Origin of the sequence: Pseudomonas petroselini (assembly GCF_045037875.1) — a bacterium.
GTDB lineage: Bacteria > Pseudomonadota > Gammaproteobacteria > Pseudomonadales > Pseudomonadaceae > Aquipseudomonas > Aquipseudomonas petroselini.
The window spans coordinates 2,674,507-2,692,803 of the sequence record NZ_CP173614.1 but is presented as its reverse complement, the minus strand read 5'-3'; the positions used below and the strand labels follow the sequence as shown (position 1 = coordinate 2,692,803).

General features: G+C 59.8%; 21 protein-coding genes. 10 read left to right on the top strand and 11 right to left on the bottom strand.

Annotated features, from left to right (window positions below; all coding sequences use genetic code 11):
- The first annotated feature begins 6 nt into the window (after positions 1–6).
- A complete protein-coding gene (locus ACI512_RS12605; protein ID WP_043205008.1) occupies positions 7–375 on the top strand; it encodes a hypothetical protein in 369 nt (122 codons plus the stop codon).
- Between the two features lie 5 nt (positions 376–380).
- Positions 381–863, top strand: coding sequence for a GreA/GreB family elongation factor (locus ACI512_RS12600; RefSeq protein WP_064052388.1), 483 nt, complete (start codon positions 381–383; stop codon positions 861–863).
- 51 nt (positions 864–914) lie between these two features.
- Here ACI512_RS12600 and cysB read toward each other — a convergent pair whose 3' ends face one another.
- The 5 genes from cysB to ACI512_RS12575 form a co-directional block, all read right to left on the bottom strand.
- Positions 915–1,889: an HTH-type transcriptional regulator CysB gene (gene cysB / locus ACI512_RS12595; protein ID WP_010211864.1), complete on the bottom strand. Its 975-nt coding sequence runs from the start codon at positions 1,887–1,889 to the stop codon at positions 915–917.
- 103 nt (positions 1,890–1,992) lie between these two features.
- Entirely contained in the window at positions 1,993–2,493 is a 501-nt protein-coding gene (locus ACI512_RS12590; protein WP_012722987.1) for a universal stress protein, read from the bottom strand.
- Positions 2,494–2,563: 70 nt separating this feature from the next.
- Entirely contained in the window at positions 2,564–3,469 is a 906-nt protein-coding gene (locus ACI512_RS12585; RefSeq protein WP_012722986.1) for a 5'-nucleotidase, read from the bottom strand.
- Positions 3,470–3,484: 15 nt separating this feature from the next.
- Positions 3,485–4,447 (bottom strand): putative 2-dehydropantoate 2-reductase, encoded by a 963-nt coding sequence (locus tag ACI512_RS12580; protein ID WP_046035037.1) that lies wholly within the window; start codon positions 4,445–4,447, stop codon positions 3,485–3,487.
- On the bottom strand, positions 4,444–4,830 hold the full coding sequence (locus ACI512_RS12575) for a hypothetical protein (protein ID WP_012722984.1): 387 nt from the start codon (positions 4,828–4,830) through the stop codon (positions 4,444–4,446). Before ACI512_RS12575 ends, ACI512_RS12580 begins: the two co-directional genes overlap by 4 nt.
- Between ACI512_RS12575 and ACI512_RS12570 the strand changes: the two genes are divergently transcribed.
- Both ACI512_RS12570 and ACI512_RS12565 read left to right on the top strand, forming a co-directional pair.
- Positions 4,829–5,263: a PilZ domain-containing protein gene (locus ACI512_RS12570; RefSeq protein ID WP_012722983.1), complete on the top strand. Its 435-nt coding sequence runs from the start codon at positions 4,829–4,831 to the stop codon at positions 5,261–5,263. The two genes, ACI512_RS12575 and ACI512_RS12570, sit on opposite strands and share 2 nt — an antisense overlap.
- 131 nt (positions 5,264–5,394) lie before the next feature.
- Positions 5,395–6,471 carry a 3-deoxy-7-phosphoheptulonate synthase gene (locus tag ACI512_RS12565; RefSeq protein ID WP_010211874.1) on the top strand — a complete coding sequence of 359 codons (1,077 nt, stop codon included), beginning with the start codon at positions 5,395–5,397 and terminating at the stop codon, positions 6,469–6,471.
- Between the two features lie 64 nt (positions 6,472–6,535).
- On the opposite strand, the gene ACI512_RS12560 is transcribed toward ACI512_RS12565, so the two are convergent.
- Positions 6,536–6,817 (bottom strand): GNAT family N-acetyltransferase, encoded by a 282-nt coding sequence (locus tag ACI512_RS12560; RefSeq protein ID WP_003189869.1) that lies wholly within the window; start codon positions 6,815–6,817, stop codon positions 6,536–6,538.
- A 613-nt stretch (positions 6,818–7,430) separates the two neighbouring features.
- Here ACI512_RS12560 and oprI point away from each other — a divergent pair.
- The gene (oprI, locus tag ACI512_RS12555; protein ID WP_003172710.1) at positions 7,431–7,682 is read left to right on the top strand and encodes an outer membrane lipoprotei OprI; all 252 of its coding nucleotides are present in this window, start codon (positions 7,431–7,433) and stop codon (positions 7,680–7,682) included.
- A gap of 183 nt (positions 7,683–7,865) precedes the next feature.
- Here the strand turns inward: oprI and ACI512_RS12550 are convergent, their stop codons facing one another.
- The 3 genes from ACI512_RS12550 to ACI512_RS12540 all read right to left on the bottom strand — a co-directional run bounded on the left by ACI512_RS12550 (position 7,866) and on the right by ACI512_RS12540 (position 9,862).
- Positions 7,866–8,831: a L,D-transpeptidase family protein gene (locus tag ACI512_RS12550; RefSeq protein WP_012722980.1), complete on the bottom strand. Its 966-nt coding sequence runs from the start codon at positions 8,829–8,831 to the stop codon at positions 7,866–7,868.
- A 73-nt stretch (positions 8,832–8,904) separates the two neighbouring features.
- A complete protein-coding gene (locus ACI512_RS12545; protein ID WP_043205006.1) occupies positions 8,905–9,198 on the bottom strand; it encodes a hypothetical protein in 294 nt (97 codons plus the stop codon).
- A 58-nt stretch (positions 9,199–9,256) separates the two neighbouring features.
- Complete coding sequence (locus tag ACI512_RS12540) at positions 9,257–9,862, bottom strand: arylesterase (protein ID WP_122809786.1); 606 nt, start codon at positions 9,860–9,862, stop codon at positions 9,257–9,259.
- Positions 9,863–9,872: 10 nt separating this feature from the next.
- On the opposite strand from ACI512_RS12540, the gene ACI512_RS12535 reads away from it, so the two are divergent.
- Positions 9,873–10,556 carry an ABC transporter ATP-binding protein gene (locus ACI512_RS12535; protein ID WP_005786391.1) on the top strand — a complete coding sequence of 228 codons (684 nt, stop codon included), beginning with the start codon at positions 9,873–9,875 and terminating at the stop codon, positions 10,554–10,556.
- On the top strand, positions 10,556–13,066 hold the full coding sequence (locus ACI512_RS12530) for an ABC transporter permease (RefSeq protein WP_046035038.1): 2,511 nt from the start codon (positions 10,556–10,558) through the stop codon (positions 13,064–13,066). The genes ACI512_RS12535 and ACI512_RS12530 overlap by 1 nt, the downstream gene beginning before the upstream one ends.
- A 44-nt stretch (positions 13,067–13,110) precedes the next feature.
- On the opposite strand, the gene greB is transcribed toward ACI512_RS12530, so the two are convergent.
- Together greB and ACI512_RS12520 are read right to left on the bottom strand one after the other, a co-directional pair.
- Positions 13,111–13,584, bottom strand: a complete 474-nt coding sequence (gene greB, locus ACI512_RS12525; RefSeq protein ID WP_012722976.1) for a transcription elongation factor GreB — start codon at positions 13,582–13,584, stop codon at positions 13,111–13,113.
- Positions 13,585–13,696: 112 nt separating this feature from the next.
- Positions 13,697–14,683, bottom strand: coding sequence for a hypothetical protein (locus ACI512_RS12520; protein ID WP_236382451.1), 987 nt, complete (start codon positions 14,681–14,683; stop codon positions 13,697–13,699).
- 219 nt (positions 14,684–14,902) lie between these two features.
- Between ACI512_RS12520 and ACI512_RS12515 the strand changes: the two genes are divergently transcribed.
- The 3 genes from ACI512_RS12515 to ACI512_RS12505 are packed head-to-tail and all read left to right on the top strand — an operon-like array spanning position 14,903 to position 18,297.
- Complete coding sequence (locus ACI512_RS12515) at positions 14,903–15,829, top strand: ABC transporter ATP-binding protein (RefSeq protein WP_064052364.1); 927 nt, start codon at positions 14,903–14,905, stop codon at positions 15,827–15,829.
- Positions 15,826–16,551 (top strand): ABC transporter permease, encoded by a 726-nt coding sequence (locus ACI512_RS12510; RefSeq protein WP_231807918.1) that lies wholly within the window; start codon positions 15,826–15,828, stop codon positions 16,549–16,551. Before ACI512_RS12515 ends, ACI512_RS12510 begins: the two co-directional genes overlap by 4 nt.
- Positions 16,552–16,566: 15 nt before the next feature.
- Positions 16,567–18,297, top strand: a complete 1,731-nt coding sequence (locus ACI512_RS12505; RefSeq protein ID WP_236382453.1) for a Gldg family protein — start codon at positions 16,567–16,569, stop codon at positions 18,295–18,297.

Sequence of the window (18,297 nt, the reverse complement as noted above, 5' to 3'; positions counted from 1 at the left end):
GCAATCATGTCCGATCGTTCGTTGTCGCTGTTCAAGCTCAGTGTCTCTATCGCGTTCGGCGTGTGGCTGGGGTTTATCGCCATCGTGCTGACCACCTGGCTGGCCTCGCGCTACCTGTTCCCGCAGAGCCTGGCGCCGGTGGCCCAGGCGGTGCAGCAATTGGGCAAGCCTGCGGTGGTGGCACCGGAACCGCCGAATCGTATGTTCGAGCAATACCAGCAGAACCTGCAGAAGCAGGAACAGCAACAAAGCCTGGACCAGGCGCGCAACAATGCGCGCAACCTGTCCAACCCCAAATGCCAGTTCTGGCTGCAACAGGACCAGAACGCACCCAACGAAAAGACACGTGCCAATGTCCTGCAATTCTGTGATTGATGACCATGAATAAACACGCCGTCCACCAGCTGATCCTGGAAAAGCTCAGCGTCGATCTCGACATTGCCCAACGTGCCGCGCAGACCGCCTACGAAACCGCGACCCACGAAGAAAATATCGCCGAAAACAAGTACGACACCTTGGGGCTGGAGGCCTCTTACCTGGCGGCCGGGCAAGCCAAGCGTGTCGAGGAGATCAAGCAGGCGTTGACGCTGTGCCAGGCCATGGCACTGCGCCCCTACGATGATCAACGGGGCATAGCGATCGGCGCGCTACTGGGTCTGGAAGACGAGAATGGCCGCCAGCAATGGCTGTTCCTGGCGCCGGATGCGGCGGGCTTGAAAGTGGACGTGGTCGGGCAACCGGTGACCGTCATCACCCCGCGCTCACCGCTGGGCAAAAGCCTGCTGGGCAAGTTCGAAGGGGATGAGGTGGAGATTCTGGTAGCGGGCGCTCGGCAACATTTCACGGTTACCGAGGCTAAATAACCCTAGGGCCGGGCTTACTGTTGGGAGGGCGTTTGCGCCCTCCCAACAGTGTCAGTGAACCGGTAGCTCTACGCCGTCGAACAGCGCTTCCAGCTCCTGCTTGTTGTGGCACTGGATCGCCTTGGCCATGACCTCACGGGTGAGGTGCGGCGCGAACTTCTCAATGAAATCGCACATGAAGCCACGCAGGAACGTGCCACGACGGAAGCCGATCTTGGTCACGCTGGACTCGAACAGCTCGCTGGCATCGAGCACCACCAGGTCTTTGTCGAGTGCGGTGTCGACCGCCATCTTGGCGACGATCCCGACGCCCAGGCCCAGGCGCACGTAAGTCTTGATCACGTCGGCGTCGGCGGCGGTGAACACCACTTTCGGCGTCAGGCCGCGATGGCTGAAGGCTTCGTCAAGTTTGGAACGGCCGGTGAAGCCGAACACGTAAGTCACGATCGGGTATTCAGCCAGGGCTTCCAGGGTCAGCTTCGGCAGCTTGGCCAACGGGTGACCCTGAGGCACGACGACGCAACGGTTCCAGCGGTAGCACGGCATCATCACCAGGTCACCGAACAGCTCCAGGGCTTCGGTGGCAATGGCGAAATCGACGGTGCCATCAGCGGCCATCTCGGCGATCTGCATCGGCGAACCCTGGTGCATGTGCAAGGCCACGTCAGGGTACTGCTTGATGAAATCGCGAATCACCGGCGGCAACGCATAACGCGCCTGGGTGTGAGTGGTGGCGATGGACAGCGTGCCCTTCTTCTCGTTGGAGAATTCCTGGGCGATCTGTTTGATGCTTTCGACTTTGCGCAGGATCTCGCCAGCGGTGGTGATGATGCGCTCACCGGCCGGCGTGACACGGGTGAGGTGCTTGCCGCTGCGCGCGAACACTTCGACGCCCAACTCGTCTTCGAGCAGGCGGATCTGCTTGCTGATACCGGGTTGCGAGGTGTAAAGGCTTTGAGCGGTAGCGGAAACGTTGAGGTCGTGGTGCGCCACTTCCCAGATGTAGCGCAGTTGTTGGAGCTTCATATGTGTCCCTCAAAGCAGATAGACGCCACGGGTATCAGCGACGGTATATAACTATATTAAAGGTTCGATGGATAAATCTAGAACTTTTTATCGTATTTACCCATCAGACGTCATCACTGCGTCGACGTTGCAACGAAGGCACCAGGTAAACCGGCACCGTAGACAACTGCAGCACCCGTGCAGCGGTGCGCCCCAACGGAGTAGCCGCTGCGGTTGCATGGCTATGACTGCCTACGATCAACAGATCCACGGAAAGTTTACGCAGTTGGTCGAGTATCACCTCGCACGGGTCGCCCTGGATCACCCGTACCGAACGAATCAACTTCAGGTCCTGCTCCCCATCCCCCAACTCCTCGCGAAAACTGTCCAGCACCCGCTGTTCGATCGTCGCCATCACCGTGGTCAGCCCCTGGCTCTGCCATTCACTCAGGGCCTGCTCATCAAGGTAGCTCTGCAGCACCGATTCGGCGAACAGCCCGATGGGCTCGACCACATGAATCACGTACAAGTCCGCTTTGAACGTCCGCGCCAACGCCAGCGCATGCTGCATCACATAAGGCGCATACAGGCCGAGGTCCGTGGCGTACAGCATCGAACGAATCATAGAACCTCCTGGGCTGCCAGGATGGCGGAGATGAACTGAGCTTAGCAGCGCCCGGACGACTTGGATTGAGTTACATCTTCACCTCATTACTGATGCCATGGGGTACATGCCCGGTGGCCACAAACTCCCTGGCTTTCTCGCAATGACCGGCCTGATCATCGAAAAACACGTCGGCGGCGAACGCTTCCAGGAACGCGGATTTTTCCAGGCCGCCGAGGAACAAGGACTCGTCCAGACGTATATCCCATTCACGCAGGGTGCGGATCACACGCTCGTGGGACGGCGCCGAGCGGGCGGTGACCAGCGCGGTGCGGATGGGGCACGCGTCATCGGGAAACTCGCGTTGCAACAAGTTGAGTGCCGCCAAAAAACCTTTGAACGGACCGCCGTGCAACGGTTGGCGTGCCGACTCCCGCTCATTGGCCTGGAACGCTTCCAGGCCGCCGGCCTGGTACACCCGCTCCGACTCATCGGAAAACAGCACGGCGTCACCGTCAAAGGCAATGCGCAATTCTTCGCTGGAAGCGCGGTTCGGGCCGCCGGACAAAATCGTCGCCGCCGCGAACCCGGCATCGAGTGCACTGCGTACATCTTCAGCATGGGTCGAAAGAAACAGATGGCAACCAAAGGCGGCCAAATAAGGATAAGGACTACGCCCTCCTACGAAAGCGGCGCGGGAAATATCCAGACCGTAATGCTGGATAGAGTTGAACACGCGCAGGCCGGTGTCAGCACTGTTGCGCGACACCAGTACCACTTCGACCCGGGCACGGCCGAGGCTGGCATTCAGGCTCAGCAGCTTTTTGACCAACGGGAAGGCGTCGCCGGGTTCGAGGAATTCTTCTTCGTGTTCGATCTGGTACTGGCGGTAAGCCTCGACGCCTTGCGCGAGGTAGACCTTGTGGCTGTCGCTCAGGTCGAACAGTGCCCGCGACGAAATCGCCAGCACCAGTTTGTCACCCAATCCTTTTGCCATGGTGCGTCCCCCGACTCAGCGGTTGTGCCGATCAATAAAACTCAAGGCCTGGTAAAGCGCCTGCATCCGCGGCAGTTCGCAACCGGCGGCTTTGGCGGCGGCGAGTGGCCGGGCATAGATCGCCGCCAGTTCCAGCGGGCGTTTATGCACGTGGTCGTGGTACATGCTCGGCAGGTAGTCGGCCATGGTTTCGGTCATGGTGAACATCTGCTCGGCATAGCTTTGGGGAATGTCATGGCCACAGGCGTGGGCGCCCTGCACCACTTCGGCCATCAGCGCCTGGATCAGCTCACGACTGGACTCGTCCGCCATCATGGCCGTGGTGCCGGTGCCCAATAACACGGAGAGGCCGTTGTAGGGCACGTTCCACACCAGTTTGTGCCAACGGGCCTGATGCACATTGGCCATGGCCTGGGACTCGATGCCGGCCTGATGAAACAGCGCCGCACCGGCTTCGACAATCGCCTTTTGCCGGGCGTCATCATTGGCCGCCGAGCCACTGTGGTAACCCAGGTTGACCCGGCCCAACGCCTGATGCTCGACAACGCCGGGGGCAGAACGGTGCACGCCGATGTAGCACAGGCCTCCCAGCAGGTGCAGCGATGCCGGCAAGTGTTCACGCAGGCTGTCTTCGACATCGAGGCCGTTTTGCAGCAATACCACCTTGGCATCCGGCGCCGCCACCTGGGCGAGGGTCGGGGCCAGCTCGACGTTGCCGGTCGACTTGGTGCCCACCAGCAGCCAGTCGCACGGCGGCATATCGGCAGCACGGGCGTAGGCCTGCACCGGGTGCAGGTGCAGGGTTCCATGCACCGTGCTGTTCACGTGCAGGCCGTGCTCGCTGACGGCCGTGTATTCACTGCGCAACAGGAAATGCACATCGAAACCGGCGCGCGCCAGCATCAAGCCGTAGAAACCACCGATGGCGCCGGTGCCGATGATGCCGATCCGTGGCGACTGGGGTGTAGCTGCTGTCATGGCAAATCCTCAGGTGGACGGGTGAGTGCCTGTTTTACGGCATCGAAAACGTCGTCACGCGTAAGACGTGTCTGTATCTGCCCGAGGAATTGACCCTCGCACACCACGAACAACGCCGGCAAATGAAAGATCTGGTAGCGTTCGACCGCACCGCCGTTGTGCCCGGCGTCCACCCAGCACAGCCGGTCCACCGGCAGCGGCCAGCCCGGTAATTGCTGGCGCGCCCAACGGCAACTGGAACACCCATGGCTTGTGAACACGACGAGCGAAATACCTGGCAATCCCAGCAGTTGCTGGTCAATATCCAGGTCGGTCAATTCCAGTTCCTTCACTATACTGCTGCCACTGCCGTCAATTGGACGGTGCTCGGAGTCCGTGTACATGGGTCGTTTTTTACCTCACCCTGATGATGTCGCTGTCGAGTTAATCCAACGCCCCTCTCCCGCTGTCCCCCGCCAACGCCTGCACACTATCGGCCTGGGCGGTGTCGCCTGCAATTGGCCGCGTGCCTGGCGCGAGGGCACGGCGGTTGACCTGCATATCCCGTCCTTGGGCCCCAGTGCGCGTTATCCGGGTTATGTGGCGTGGTGCCGCAAGGTGGAAACCGGCTACCGCGTCGGCATTTCGTTTACCGATGAACATGCCTTGTTCGGTGCACGCATGGGTGAGCAAGCATGCCGGATAGAGCGTTACTGCCGCCAGCACGAAGATGCCGAGCCGACACCCCAGCAACTCGAAACCCTGGCCCGCGAGTGGGTATCGCGTCATGCCAGCGAGTTCTCCCATGAGGCCTTTGTGGCGCCAGCGCTGGATTAAAGCGGGCTTTGCCCATTGTCGCGGGCCCGTGTTACGCGCTAAGGTTCCTCCCCCCTGCATCCAAATCATGCTGTGCTCCGCCGCACGGGGATGGCTGGCGGCCGGCACCCGTGACCCTGACGAGTAACACGATGGCTGATTTACCGATCAATGACCTAAACGTCGAATCCAACGAGACGCTGATCACACCCGACCAGCTCAAGCGCGAAATCCCCCTGAGCGACGCTGCCCTGCAGACCGTCACCAAGGGCCGCGAAGTCATCCGTGACATTCTCGACGGCACCGACCATCGCCTCTTCGTCGTCATCGGGCCTTGCTCGATCCACGACCTCAAGGCTGCCCACGAGTACGCCGAGCGCCTGAAAGTGCTGGCGGCGGAAGTGTCGGACACCCTGTACCTGGTGATGCGCGTCTATTTCGAAAAACCGCGCACCACCGTCGGCTGGAAAGGCTTGATCAACGACCCGTACCTGGACGACTCGTTCAAGATCCAGGACGGCTTGCACATCGGCCGTCAACTGCTGCTGGACCTGGCCGAGATGGGCCTGCCCACCGCGACCGAGGCCCTGGACCCGATTTCCCCGCAGTACCTGCAGGACCTGATCAGCTGGTCGGCCATCGGCGCACGCACCACCGAATCCCAGACTCACCGGGAAATGGCGTCCGGCCTGTCCTCGGCCGTGGGCTTCAAGAACGGCACCGACGGCGGCCTGACCGTGGCGATCAACGCGCTGCAATCGGTCTCCAGCCCACACCGTTTCCTGGGCATCAACCAGGAAGGTGGCGTGTCCATCGTCACCACCAAGGGCAACGCCTACGGTCACGTGGTGCTGCGCGGCGGCAATGGCAAGCCCAACTATGATTCGGTCAGCGTTGCCCTGTGCGAGCAGGCATTGAACAAGGCCAAGATCAAGCCGAACATCATGGTCGACTGCAGCCACGCCAACTCCAACAAGGACCCGGCCCTGCAGCCGCTGGTGATGGAAAACGTCGCCAACCAGATCTTGGAAGGCAACCAGTCGATTATCGGCCTGATGGTCGAGAGCCACCTGAACTGGGGTTGCCAGGCGATTCCAAAAGACCTGGCCGACTTGCAGTACGGCGTGTCGATCACCGATGCCTGCATCGACTGGTCCGCCACCGAAAACACACTGCGCAGCATGCATGCCAAGCTCAAGGACGTCTTGCCGAAACGCAAACGCACCTGACTTAACGCTGCGCACACAAAAACGCCGGGCTTAGCCCGGCGTTTTTCATGGTGCGGTGTATGGCTTACAGCTTCGCGGCATGGCGCTGGTGGCGCTCCATGTAGCGTTCAACATAGGAGCAGGACGGGATCACCGTATAGCCGGCCTCTTCGGCGAACTTCAAGGCCTCCTCGGTCAGTGCCGCCGCAATACCACGACCCCGCAGTGCATTGGGCACGAAGGTCCGATAGATATCCAGGGTCTGTTTCCCGAGGTCCATATAGGTCAGATAGGCACGATGACCGTCCACATTGGTCTCGAACTGATGACCAGCCTGGTCATGGTGGATGGACAACGCCTCGCTCATCACTACTCCTCGCGGGTCTTGGTTTCTGACCCCTACCTTACCGATGTTTTTCCGGCGAAGGAACATCTACGCCACCCCGTGCCGGTTTCGACAACGAGAAAACCTTGAGCGCTTACAACCAGCACGTAGGGAATAGTAGGCGCCAATCCCGGGATTGCTCAAGGCGCACTCGTCATCCCCTGCCGCTGGTGGATATAGAAAGGGCCCCCGATCAACCAACGATCGAAAGCCTGAACATTGCCGGCAGTTGAACCTTGAGACGAACAGGCGCTCTTAAAGTCACCTCTACATGCACAAAAGATGCAGGGCAACACAACGCCGTGCTGAACGGAAGTGTCAGCGCGGATATATAAAATTTCATCTGTTTACAGGGCTTAACACATGCGGGCCGGCCCTTTCAGCCTGGATCCGGTGTTCGCCTGAATGAAAAAATTTGGACAGTTTTTATACAAACCTCCAAAAGATTAGCCAAAATAGATTCGGCGCATGAATTTTTTTTGCTTCTTGCGCTACGTCAGTTTACTTACTACAAGTAATGGGTAGTATGTACGCCGGCTATTAGCTCACTCTGAGAAACTAGCCATCTAATAGAAAGTCCTTGAAGGGGAACACGATGAACAACGTTCTGAAATTCTCTGCACTGGCCCTGGCCGCAGTTCTGGCTACCGGTTGCAGCAGCGTCTCCAAAGAAACCGAAGCACGTCTGACTGCAACTGAAGACGCTGCAGCTCGCTCCCAGGCTCGTGCAGACGAAGCCTACCGTAAAGCTGATGAAGCGCTGGCTGCTGCTCAAAAAGCACAACAGACTGCTGACGAAGCTAACGAGCGCGCTCTGCGTATGCTTGAAAAAGCTAGCCGCAAGTAATAATCCCTCGGGATTGTTATCAAGCCGATCCATTTATGGGTCGGCTTTTTTATTGCCTGGGGTTTGATCACAAGCCCCTGTAGCAGGCTTTTTGTGGCGAGGGCGCTTGCTCCCGTTGACTGCGCAGCAGTCCCCGCTTTTGAGGACCTTTAAGCAAGCCTGCTCGCCACAGCGATCTCGCGCCTATTGCAGCTCGATCGGAGCGCTAGCCGCGACCGAGGCTGCGCCAGGCACGCCGATTTCCGTCGGCAGCCCATCTTCCGCCGCGACCACGTCACGCACCTGATCCCAGTTGACCCGCAGGTTGTTGGCCAGGTCTTCACGCTTGAGCAAGGCGTTGATCACCGCGGTGTGTTTGTCGACCACCGACGGCGTACCGTCATCGTTCAACGGCGTATGCGCTTCCAGGTACACCTTGCCGCCACTGCTGCCGAACTTGTAGGCATCGTTGATGATGCGCACCGATGTGCCCACCGGCACCATGCCCGCCATCTCCAGCACGTTGTTGTTGAACATACGGAAGCAGCCGTGGCTTGTACGCGTGCCGATACCAAATTTCATGTTGGAGCCGTGGATCAGGTAACCCGGCGTGCCCAGGGTGAACTTGAACGGGCCCAACGGGTTGTCGGGGCCGGCCGGCACCACGTTAGGCAGCGGGTCGCCGTTGGCGGCGTGCTCGGCCTTGATCGACGCGGGCGGGGTCCAGGTCGGGTTGGGTGTCTTGGCAATGATGCTGGTGTGGGCGATGGGCGAACCCCAGCCTTCACGACCGATCCCCAACGGGAACGTGTAGACCACGTTCTGGCCCTTGGGGAAATAATAGAGCCGGTATTCCGCCAGGTTGATCACGATCCCTTCCCGAGGACCGGGCGGCAGGATGAAGCGCGTCGGCAACACGATCTCGGTGCCCGCCCCCGGCAACCACGCATCCACGCCGGGGTTGGCGGCGACCATCTCCGAATAACCCAGGTCATAGGTGGTGCCCAGGTCGGCAAAGGTGTCTTCGTACTTGGCCTTGATCACCTGGACCTGGCCGACGATGTCTTCACCCGGTGGAGGCAAAGGCAACTGCAAGGCTGAAGCGGAGCCAACCGCACAAAGTGCAGCGAGGGACAGGCAGCAGGTGACGACGGAAAGGCGCGACAACATCCGGAAAATCCTTCGCAGAACGACGGGTAGGTAAACATCGATTGTATACGTGAAGCGCGCTTCTAGCTGCCCCCTACAACTCGAAACGCAACTCCGGCCAGATCGGCGGCGTCCCGCGCTTCTGGGACTCCAGGATGGCGCGGCACAAAGGGCACAGGCGCTGGTCCTGGAAGATCGAACGATCCACCAGCGACCAACGCGGTTGCGCCGGCAATAGCGTGCCGCACAAGGTGCGATCGATGGTGCCGCCCAGTTCCAATTGACGCGTCACCAGATGCACCCGCACTTCCTGGCAGGCGAACAGATCCAGCTGCTCGTCCGGCTCGATCAGTTGATAGTTAAACAGGGACCAGGCAGGACGCGACATCGAGGGCTCCAAATCGGGGGGGCGCCACCTTAGCCGAAAGCCTGCCGGTAGAAAAGCGTCATAACAGTGGTTTTAGCGTCGGCCAGACATTTTCCAGCAACTTGCCCTGGGCGCCGACCGCCGGGTGCAGTTGATCCGCCTGCATCAGCTCCGGATGACCGCCCACGCCTTCGAGGAAAAACGGTACCAGCGGGACGTTTTTTTCCTTGGCCAACACACCATAGACTTCGGCAAATGCGGTGGTGTATCGCGGGCCATAGTTGGGCGGCAGTTGCATACCCAGCAGCAACACCTTGGCACCGCCGGCCTTGGACTGGTCAATCATCGATGCAAGATTTTGTTTCAATTGCGCCGGCGGTTGCCCGCGCAAGCCATCATTGCCGCCCAACTCGATCACCACCACGTCAGGCTTATGCTCTGCAAGCGCCGCCGGCAGCCGCGCCAGGCCTCCGGCACTGGTGTCGCCACTGATGGAGGCGTTGACCACTTTATCGTCGAAACCCTCCTGCTTGAGCCGTTGCTCCAGCAGTGCCACCCACCCTTTGCGGGTATCCAGGCCGAAACCGGCACTGATACTATCGCCAACGATCAGGACTGTACCCGCCGCTGCGTTCTGGGCCATGCACATCAAGGCCAGGCCAGCACTCAAAAACCACATTCGCATCGGATTCTCCATGGGCGCAAGCATTCTCACCGCGCGGAACCTTAGCAAAGTGGTTCCCAGCGCGGAAGGTGAACTGACTATCCTGCACGAACTGAGCCTGGAACTGAACAAGGGCGATAGCCTGGCTATCGTCGGCAGCTCCGGTTCCGGCAAATCCACTCTCCTGGGCCTGCTGGCCGGCCTCGACCTGCCCAGCAGCGGCGAAGTCACCCTCGCCGGCCAAGCCCTCAGCACCCTGGACGAAGACCAGCGCGCACGCATCCGTGCCGAGCACGTGGGCTTCGTGTTCCAGTCGTTCCAACTGCTCGACAGCCTCAACGCGCTGGAAAACGTCATGCTGCCGCTGGAGCTGGACGGCCGCAAAGACGCCCGCGAACGCGCCCGGCACTTGCTGGAACGTGTAGGCCTGGGCCAGCGCCTGACCCACTCGCCACGCCAACTCTCCGGTGGCGAGCAGCAACGGGTGGCGATTGCCCGTGCCTTTGCCGCAGAACCGGACGTGCTGTTTGCCGATGAACCCACCGGCAACCTCGACAGCCACACCGGCGAACGCATCAGCGACCTGCTGTTCGAACTCAACAAAGAGAGCGGCACGACCCTGGTGCTGGTCACCCACGACGAGCGCCTGGCCCACCGCTGCCGACGCCTGATCCGCCTTGAAGCCGGCCTGATGGTCGCGCCCCTGGAGCCTTGATGGCACGTTTGCCGCTGTTGCGTCTGTTCAGCCTTGCCATGCGCCAATTGCTGCGCGATGCCCGCGCCGGTGAGTTGCGCGTGTTGTTCTTCGCCCTGTTGGTGGCCGTGGCCGCCAGCACCGCCATCGGCTACTTCGGTGCGCGCCTCAACGGCGCGATGCTGCTGCGCGCCACCGAATTCCTCGGCGCCGACCTGGTGCTCGAAGGCAGCTCGCCGGCCCGCACCGAGCAAATCCAGTCCGGCACCGAGCTGGGCCTGGATCACGCCCGCGTCGTGGAATTCTCCAGCGTCATCGCCACCGATAACGGCATCCAGCTCTCCAGCATCAAGGCCGTCAACGAGCAGTATCCCCTGCGGGGCCAGCTGAAAAGCGCCGCTGCGCCCTTTGGTGACGAGACGCCAGGCGGCGGCCCCAAACCCGGTGAAGCCTGGGTGGAGGCGCGGCTACTGACGGCACTCGACCTCAAGGTCGGCGACAGCATCGATGTGGGCATGAAGACATTGCGCCTCGCCCGCGTGCTCACCTACGAGCCGGACCGCGCCGGCAACTTCTACAGCCTCACGCCCAGGGTAATGATCAACCTGGCGGACCTGGACGCCACCGGCGTCGTGCAGCCCGGCAGCCGCGTCAGTTACCGCGAATTATGGCGCGGGCCACAGGGCAGCACAGTGCTGCAAACCTACCGTGACTTGGTCAAGCCGGGGCTCGCCGCCAACCAGCGTCTGCAGGATTCACGGGACGGCAACCAGCAGATCGGCGGCGCGCTGGGCAAGGCCGAACGCTACCTGAACATGGCCAGCCTGGTGGCCGTGTTGCTGGCCGGCGTGGCCGTGGCCTTGTCGGCCAACCGCTTTGCCACCCGACGTTTCGACGCCAGCGCGTTGCTGCGCTGCCTGGGGTTGTCACGTCGGGAAGCCATGTTGCTGTTCAGCCTGCAACTGAGCGTCCTCGGCCTGCTGGCCAGCCTGACCGGCGCCCTGCTCGGCTGGCTGGCGCAGTTTGGCCTGTTCTACTTCCTCCACGACTTGCTGCCGGCGGACGTTCCACCCGGCGGGCTATTACCGGCGATTGCCGGGATCGGCACCGGTCTGGTTGCCCTCGCCGGTTTCGCCCTGCCGCCCTTGGCCGCCTTGGGTCGCGTACCACCGCTACGGGTGTTGCGCCGCGACCTGCTGCCGATCCCCTCCAGTACCTGGATGGTCTACGGCGCGGCGCTGTTTGCATTGGGCCTGATCATGTGGCGCTTGAGCCTCGACCTGGTGCTGACGTTCGCCCTGCTCGGCGGTGGCGTGGTCGCTGCGTTGGTGCTTGGCGGCCTGCTGCTGCTCCTGCTGCAAAGCCTGCGCCGCCTGCTGGCACGCGCCTCCCTGCCTTGGCGCCTGGGCCTGGGCCAATTGCTGCGTCACCCGCTGGCAGCCGCCGGTCAATCCCTGGCGTTTGGCTTGATCCTGCTGTCCATGGGCTTGATCGCCCTGCTGCGTGGCGAACTGCTCGACACCTGGCAAAACCAACTGCCCAAGGACGCGCCCAACTATTTCGCCTTGAATATCCTGCCGGCCGACAAGGAAGCCTTCGGTGCACGCTTGCTGGAAGTGCAGGCGCAATCGGCGCCGCTGTACCCGGTGGTGCCGGGCCGCCTGATCAGTATCAATGGCGAACCGGTCCAGGAAATCGTCAGCAAGGACTCCAGCGGCGATCGTGCGGTACAACGTGACCTGAGCCTGACCTGGGCCGCCGACCTGCCGCCGGGCAACGCACTGACCGCAGGCTCCTGGTGGTCACAGCAACCCGCCGACGAAATCCCTGGCGTTTCTGTTGAGGCCAAGGTGGCGGAAAGCCTCAAGCTCAAGCTCAATGACCACCTCGTGTTCACGGTGGGCGGCGAAAATCGTGAAGCGCGGGTGACCAGCCTGCGGACCATCAATTGGGATAACTTCCAGCCCAACTTCTTCATGATTTTCCAGCCGGGCACCTTGAAGGACCTGCCGACCACCTACCTGACCAGCTTCTACCTTGCGCCAGGCCATGACCAACAAATCGTCGACCTGTCCAGGGCGTTCCCGGCGGTGACCATCCTGCAAGTCGAAGCGCTGCTGGAGCAGCTACGCAGCATCCTCGCCCAAGTGACCCTGGCGGTGGAGTACGTGTTGCTGTTCGTCCTCGCAGCAGGCATGGCGGTGTTGTTCTCCGGCCTGCAAGCCACCCTGGATGAGCGCATCCGCCAAGGCGCGCTGCTGCGCGCACTGGGCGCCGAGCGCAAGCTGTTGGTCAAGGCCAGGCGTATCGAGTTCGGCTTGCTGGGTGCCGTCAGCGGGCTGCTGGCGGCGCTGGGCACCGAGCTGGTGACGTTCGTGCTGTACCGCTACGCGTTTGACCTGGCCTGGCACCCTCACCCGTGGCTGTTGCTGCTGCCGGTGATCGGTGCGGTGCTGATCGGCGGTGCCGGTGTGTTCGGCACCCGCCGCGCACTGAATGCCAGCCCGCTGACCGTGTTGCGCGAAGGTTAAAACGCGAGGGCCCGCATTCCTCACAGAATGCGGGCCCATTTCGCTCACTTCACGTACTCGATCCCGGTGATCCACCAGCACACGTCACCACTGGGGGTCTGAACGATGGCCTCATCGTCCACTTCCTTGCGCAACAACGCACGGGCCATCGGCGAATCGATGGAGATGTAGTCCATGCGCTCATAAATCTCGTCATAACCGACAATGCGAAAACGCTTGGTCTCACCTTGCTCGTTTTCGATGTCCACCCAGGCACCGAAGAACACCTTGCCCTCCTGCTCGGGCATGTACTCCACCACGCGCATGTCTTCCAGGCGCTTGCGCAGGTAGCGCACGCGGCGGTCGATCTCGCGTAGCAGCTTCTTGTTGTACTGGTAGTCGGCGTTTTCGCTGCGGTCGCCCAACGAGGCCGCCCATGTCACTTTGCGCGTGGTGTCCGGGCGTTTTTCACGCCACAGGTAATCCAACTCCTTTTTCAGCGCTTCATGACCTTCTTTGGTAATCAGCTTGGTACTCAAACGCGTGCATCCCCAGGCATGTCCATAGGTACCGAGATACCTGGGTTTCACACCCGGGCCTCGGCTGGCTGGCCCTGATGATAAATGAACCCGTGAAAGTAGCCAGGCCAGTCTAGCCATCCAACGCCTGATCCAGCTCCAGCAGCATGCCCCGCAGGCTCTGGCGCAAGCCCGACACCTGCGACGTCATGGCCTTCAGGGCTTCAGCCCTCTGGCTGACAGCAAGCGAATGGTCATGGAGTTGAGTGGTGCGCTGCTCCAGTTCTCGAACCTTCTGATCCAGTTGACTCTGCTCTTGCTGCAATCGCGCCTGCCATTGCTCAAGTGCCGACTCACGTTCGAGTGCTGCGCGTTTTTGCTGGGTCAGCTCCTGAGCGACACGGGCAAGGTTGGTCAAGGTGCTGTCGACTTCGAACAACGTACTGTGCTCGCCGGATGCAGGGAGATCCGATTGCGTCGGCGCATCAGGCTCATGCGGGATAGCAGGCACGGCCGGCGTCATGATCACGGGCGCTTCGACGCGCGCCTGCCGGGGCTCCTCAACAGGTTGTTCATGCACCGGGGGCCGGGAAGACTCGGATGCGCCCGCCCCTTTGGGAGGAGACGTCATTTGCGACGAGAACCGAATGGACGGCACGATCACTGAGGCACTTTCGATCGCCGGTAGCGTTGGCGCCGACATGCCCAAGGTGATCACTTTCATCACCAACGCCTTCTTGATGATCACCGAATGATGATCCTCGGGCCTGGCAGGCGGCAGCTTGCAACCTTTCAAATCGAGAAAATGATAGGGCACCTGCGTTTCGGTAACCCCCCCCGCCTTAATGCCCGACGCGGCCAACGTCAGTATTTGCTTAAACACATGCAAGGCTACTTGTAGATCTTCCTTGGACTCAACGCCACTCAAAAAATAGCGGTCAAGTTTCTTACGCAAGGCCGCGATATAAACCCTCGAACTTCCGGGTTCGACCTCTTCATCCAAACTATAAACAAGAAAGTTGGAGGCCGCCTGACCTACAGCAAACCCACAGAGCAAGGCACCGTTAACCGGAGCATCCTGACCATTGCGTTCAAGAACAAGGGTACGTAGCAGCATCATGGCAATCAGGCCTCAATATGCGGGGCAGAAAGTTTACATAAACAACAAATAAACACTCGAAATCCGGACACTCTAAAACACGCCCCATTGTTTCAGTGGCCCGCCTGACTCGCACGTAGGACTTCTCTTATTAAGACTGATCGACGTTCCCAAAAACGATCATTACCCGTACCCTTTTTTTAGCCCCCCTACGTCATGCCAAACTTATTCGGTAAAAAAATGATCGAAATAAGCAATCTGACAAAATACACGGGTAACACAACAATAATCAGTGACTTTTCATTCATTGCACACCCACAAGAATGTCTGGGGCTGTTCGGGCAAGACCCTATTGTCAAGACAGCCCTGCTCAATGTAATAGCCGGTTCAACGCAACCCTCCAGCGGCGCTATAAATATCCAGGGGTTCAACACACAAACCCATGCACTTAAGGCGAGGCAACTCGTCGGCTATCAACTGTCCAAGGACCTCGGCCATCCGACGATGTCCGTCAAAGCGTTCCTTGACTTTATCGCCGCCCTCCGTGGTTTCCACGGTGCCGAAAAGCGCGCCAGGTTGGAACAGGCTATCGCGCGACTGGAGTTGTTTGCGGTGCTCAACGCGCCGCTCGACGCTCTTTCCATCGGCTGGAAACGCAAAGTCGCCATCGCCCAGGCCATCCTGCATGGTCCTTCCCTTTTACTGCTGGATGAACCCAGCGAAGGACTCGCGCCTGATCAGAGGCATACATTCCAGGCGCTGATCCATTCATTGACGCAAGAAATGACCGTGATCATCGCCTCTCGCCACTGCGATGAATTGTCCGAGCTGTGTACCCGCGCCTTGGTCATTGCAGGCGATCGCCTGGTGGCCGATACCCCCCTTCCCGATCTACAGCGCGACTCGCGCCACTTCCAGGCCGTCACGCTCCGTGCCGAGACCCCGCTGGATTTACTCGCACTGGCCGTACTGCCAGGCGTGGCAGGCATCGAAGAGCACCGGCATGCACCCGGTACGGTGACCGTTCTCGCCATGCCGGGACACACCATTTATCCCCATATCAACACGCTGATTGCCAGCCGCCGCTGGAAAATCAACTCACTGAACCTGGAGCCAGGTCGCCTGAATGATGTGGTCCACCACCTGAGCCAGGAGGCGCCCCTTTGAAACTATTGCTCGTCATTTTAAAGCGTCAGCTCACCAGCTATGCGCGCGCACCCAGTACGTACCTGAGCATCGCCATCTTTCCGATGCTGTCGGTGGCACTGGGGTTCTACATAAGCCCGTGGCTGGAACAAAATGGCAGCGACCTGCAGGTGTTTTTCCAGTTCCATCCTTGGCTCTATCTGCTCCTGATTCCCGCCCTGGCGACGCAACTATGGTCGGACGAAACCAACGCGGGGTTTTACGGCCTGATGAAAACCATGCCCATCACGCTGTTTGAATGGGTCATCGGAAAATTCATCGCCGCCTGGCTCGTGGCAGGCACCAGCCTGTTGCTGATGTTTCCTCTCGTTATTATCGCCAACTATCTGGGTAAGGCAGACAACAGCGTGATCGCCTCGCAATTCTTGGCGAGCTGGCTGCTGGCGGGAGGCTACCTGTCCGCGGGATGTTTTATTTGCGCGCTTGTATGTCAGCGCACGGTCATTTTCGTACTGACCGTGGGTTTATTGCTCACAGCCAGCGGGCTTTCTTCTCTACTGGATGCGCTTGAGCACCAAGTGCCTATAGGGTTGGCCGACAGTTTAGTGTCCCTCAGTCCTTCCTGGCGATTCAGCAGCATCGACGATGGAAAACTCACACTTCACGACTTACTTTACTTCTTCAGCATGATCCTCGCCTTTCTCACTGCGACCACGGTCACACTCAACTACAAACACAGCTGAGAAGGGAAACCCTTAATGCGGTCCATTCTGCGCACCGGTATGACACTTACCGTTATCTTGCTGCTATTCCTGGCTTTTAACTTGGTTTGGATAGGTAAAATTCCTGATGCAAGGTGGGATCTTTCTCAACAAAAAGTTCACACTTTATCGCTTCCGGCACAACAACTACTCGCGACACTGGAAAGCCCGGTGGACTTATATTATTTCAATTCAAACAACCATCCGAAAAGAAGCTACGCCGTGAAACGCTACGGCAAACGGATTGAAGACCTGCTGAAGGAGTACGAAAAAAACGCCAAGGGCATGATCAACCTGCACGTTATTGAACCTGCACCTTTTTCGGAAGACGCCTACAAAGCCCGGCTATCGGGTCTCGACGACAACGCTGGATTTCTCGGCCTTATAGCCACCCGCGCCGGTCACGGCGTGCGACGTATTGGATCCTTCAGCCTCGACCGGGAGCCGTTGCTCGAGTATGAAATCAGTCATCTGCTCTATAAGTTGCAGCACCCGGAGCGCCCAGTGATTGCGCTGCTGTCGGGCCTGGCGATGGACGAATCTGCAAGTCGACTGCTGAAGGCGCTGCAGCATGAATTCGATCTGGTGAATCTGGAACCGTCTGCCGCGCAAATACCCGAAAACATCAACACACTGATGGTTGTGCATCCTCAGACGTTTTCTGAGCGAACCCTGTACGGGATTGAACAATTTGTATTGAGAGGCGGTAGGTTGATGATGTTTATCGACCCGTTGAGCGACCAACGCGCCAACGCCGGTCCAGTCAACACTCGGCTGGACGAACTGCTTGCCGCTTGGGGCATCCAGATGCCGGCGCACACGCTGGTGTTCGACTACCTCTATACGCCTTTGGAAACCCAAAACGCCCTCAATCAGGCCAGGTTGAACCTGCCCCGGCAGGCAATGAACCCAAACGATATCAGCACATGGAACCTCAATAGGGTGAGCGCCTCGAGCAGTGGCGCCCTTATCCGACTGAGTAAAAGTCGAACGACCTTCACCCCTCTCCTGCAAAGTTCCGAACAATCGGTGCTGCTGGATGCCGGCAGTTTTACCAGCGCAGCCCCATTCGACGCATTGATTGAAGAGGCGGCGAGCAAAGAGCAACGCCATGTCATTGCCGCGCGTATCGAGGGACCGGCCTATTCGGTATTTCCCGATGGCATCCAGGGGCAGCCCCCAGGTTTGCAGAAAGCGACGCAGATCCACGTCGTGGTCATTGCGGACACGGACATGCTCACGGATAAGGTCAGCGACTCGGCGCCAGACAGCAACGCCCTGTTTGTCCTGAACACATTGGATAACCTGTCCGTCCCCGACAGGCTTGCTGCGATTCGTCCTCGAGTGGCGCAGCAAATGCCGCCGACGGTACTGGAGAACATGCGGGAAGCCGCAAGACACGCCTATCGCTCAAAGGCCGGTGAACTGGAACGACGCCTGCTACGAACCGAGCAGGAATGGCAGCGGCTGACCCCTTGGGCAACGCCCCTCGGCACGCAGGCCGTGGACACCACCACCCAACTGCAAGCACTCAACAAAGAACGCCTGCGCCTGCCCATGGAGTTGCATGCCTTGCAGCACCAAGCGTATGCCCAGGTGCGTCGCCTGGAACTGGTCATCAAGTTGGTCGTGACCTTTGCCATACCGCTGACGTTGTGCCTGATCGCCTGGACGGTCTTTCTAGGCCAGCGCCGTCGTCGGCTGCAAGCCGGCAACGTGATTCACTGA